Source organism: Streptomyces sp. NPDC127092 (assembly GCF_042722475.1).
Lineage (GTDB): Bacteria > Actinomycetota > Actinomycetes > Streptomycetales > Streptomycetaceae > Streptomyces.
Window position 1 is genome coordinate 540 of sequence record NZ_JBHXFE010000398.1, and the last position, 528, is coordinate 1,067.

1 protein-coding gene is annotated in these 528 nt (G+C 70.3%); it reads right to left on the reverse strand.

All coding sequences use genetic code 11. The features are described 5' to 3' along the window. Positions 1–405, reverse strand: a 405-nt coding sequence (locus ACFWJO_RS40795) for an FAD-dependent oxidoreductase (protein WP_386873455.1), incomplete at its 3' end; no start/stop codon positions are given. Between the last annotated feature and the right edge of the window lie 123 nt (positions 406–528).

A 528-nucleotide genomic window follows, 5' to 3' on the forward strand; every position in this document is an offset into this window, starting at 1 on the left:
CGCGCCGATCACGACGTCGTGGTCCGTCAGCGCGTCGAGGGCGGGTGCCGGTGTGCCGAACGAGATCGTGCCGTCGGGCAGGGCCTCGGCCAGTGTGGCCAGCAGGGCGGGCCGCGACAGCAGGAAGGCGGTTCGGTTGCGGTTGTCGATGGTGCCGATCACGGATCCGTCGGGGCGCAGGAGCGAACCGCGGTGCTGGGGTGATCCCAGTGCGCGCACCCGATCACCTGCGTCGATCGCGTCCAGCGCGTCGAGGGCCTGCGGCCACATGCCGAGCGCGGTGCCCGACGTGGGCAGGGTCTCGGCACGCTCGAAGACCTCGACGTGCCAGCCGGCGCGGGACAGGTAGCGGGCGACGGCAAGTCCACCGATGCCGCCGCCGAGGACTGCTGCGGAGTGCGTCATGCTCGCCACCCTACTACGGGTGTAGTGAATTTACTACCGTTGTAGTGTCGGGGCATGGCAGACAAACGGGAGCAGGTGCTCGACGCGGCCATCGCCCTGCTCGGCACGAGAGGGGTCCGGGCT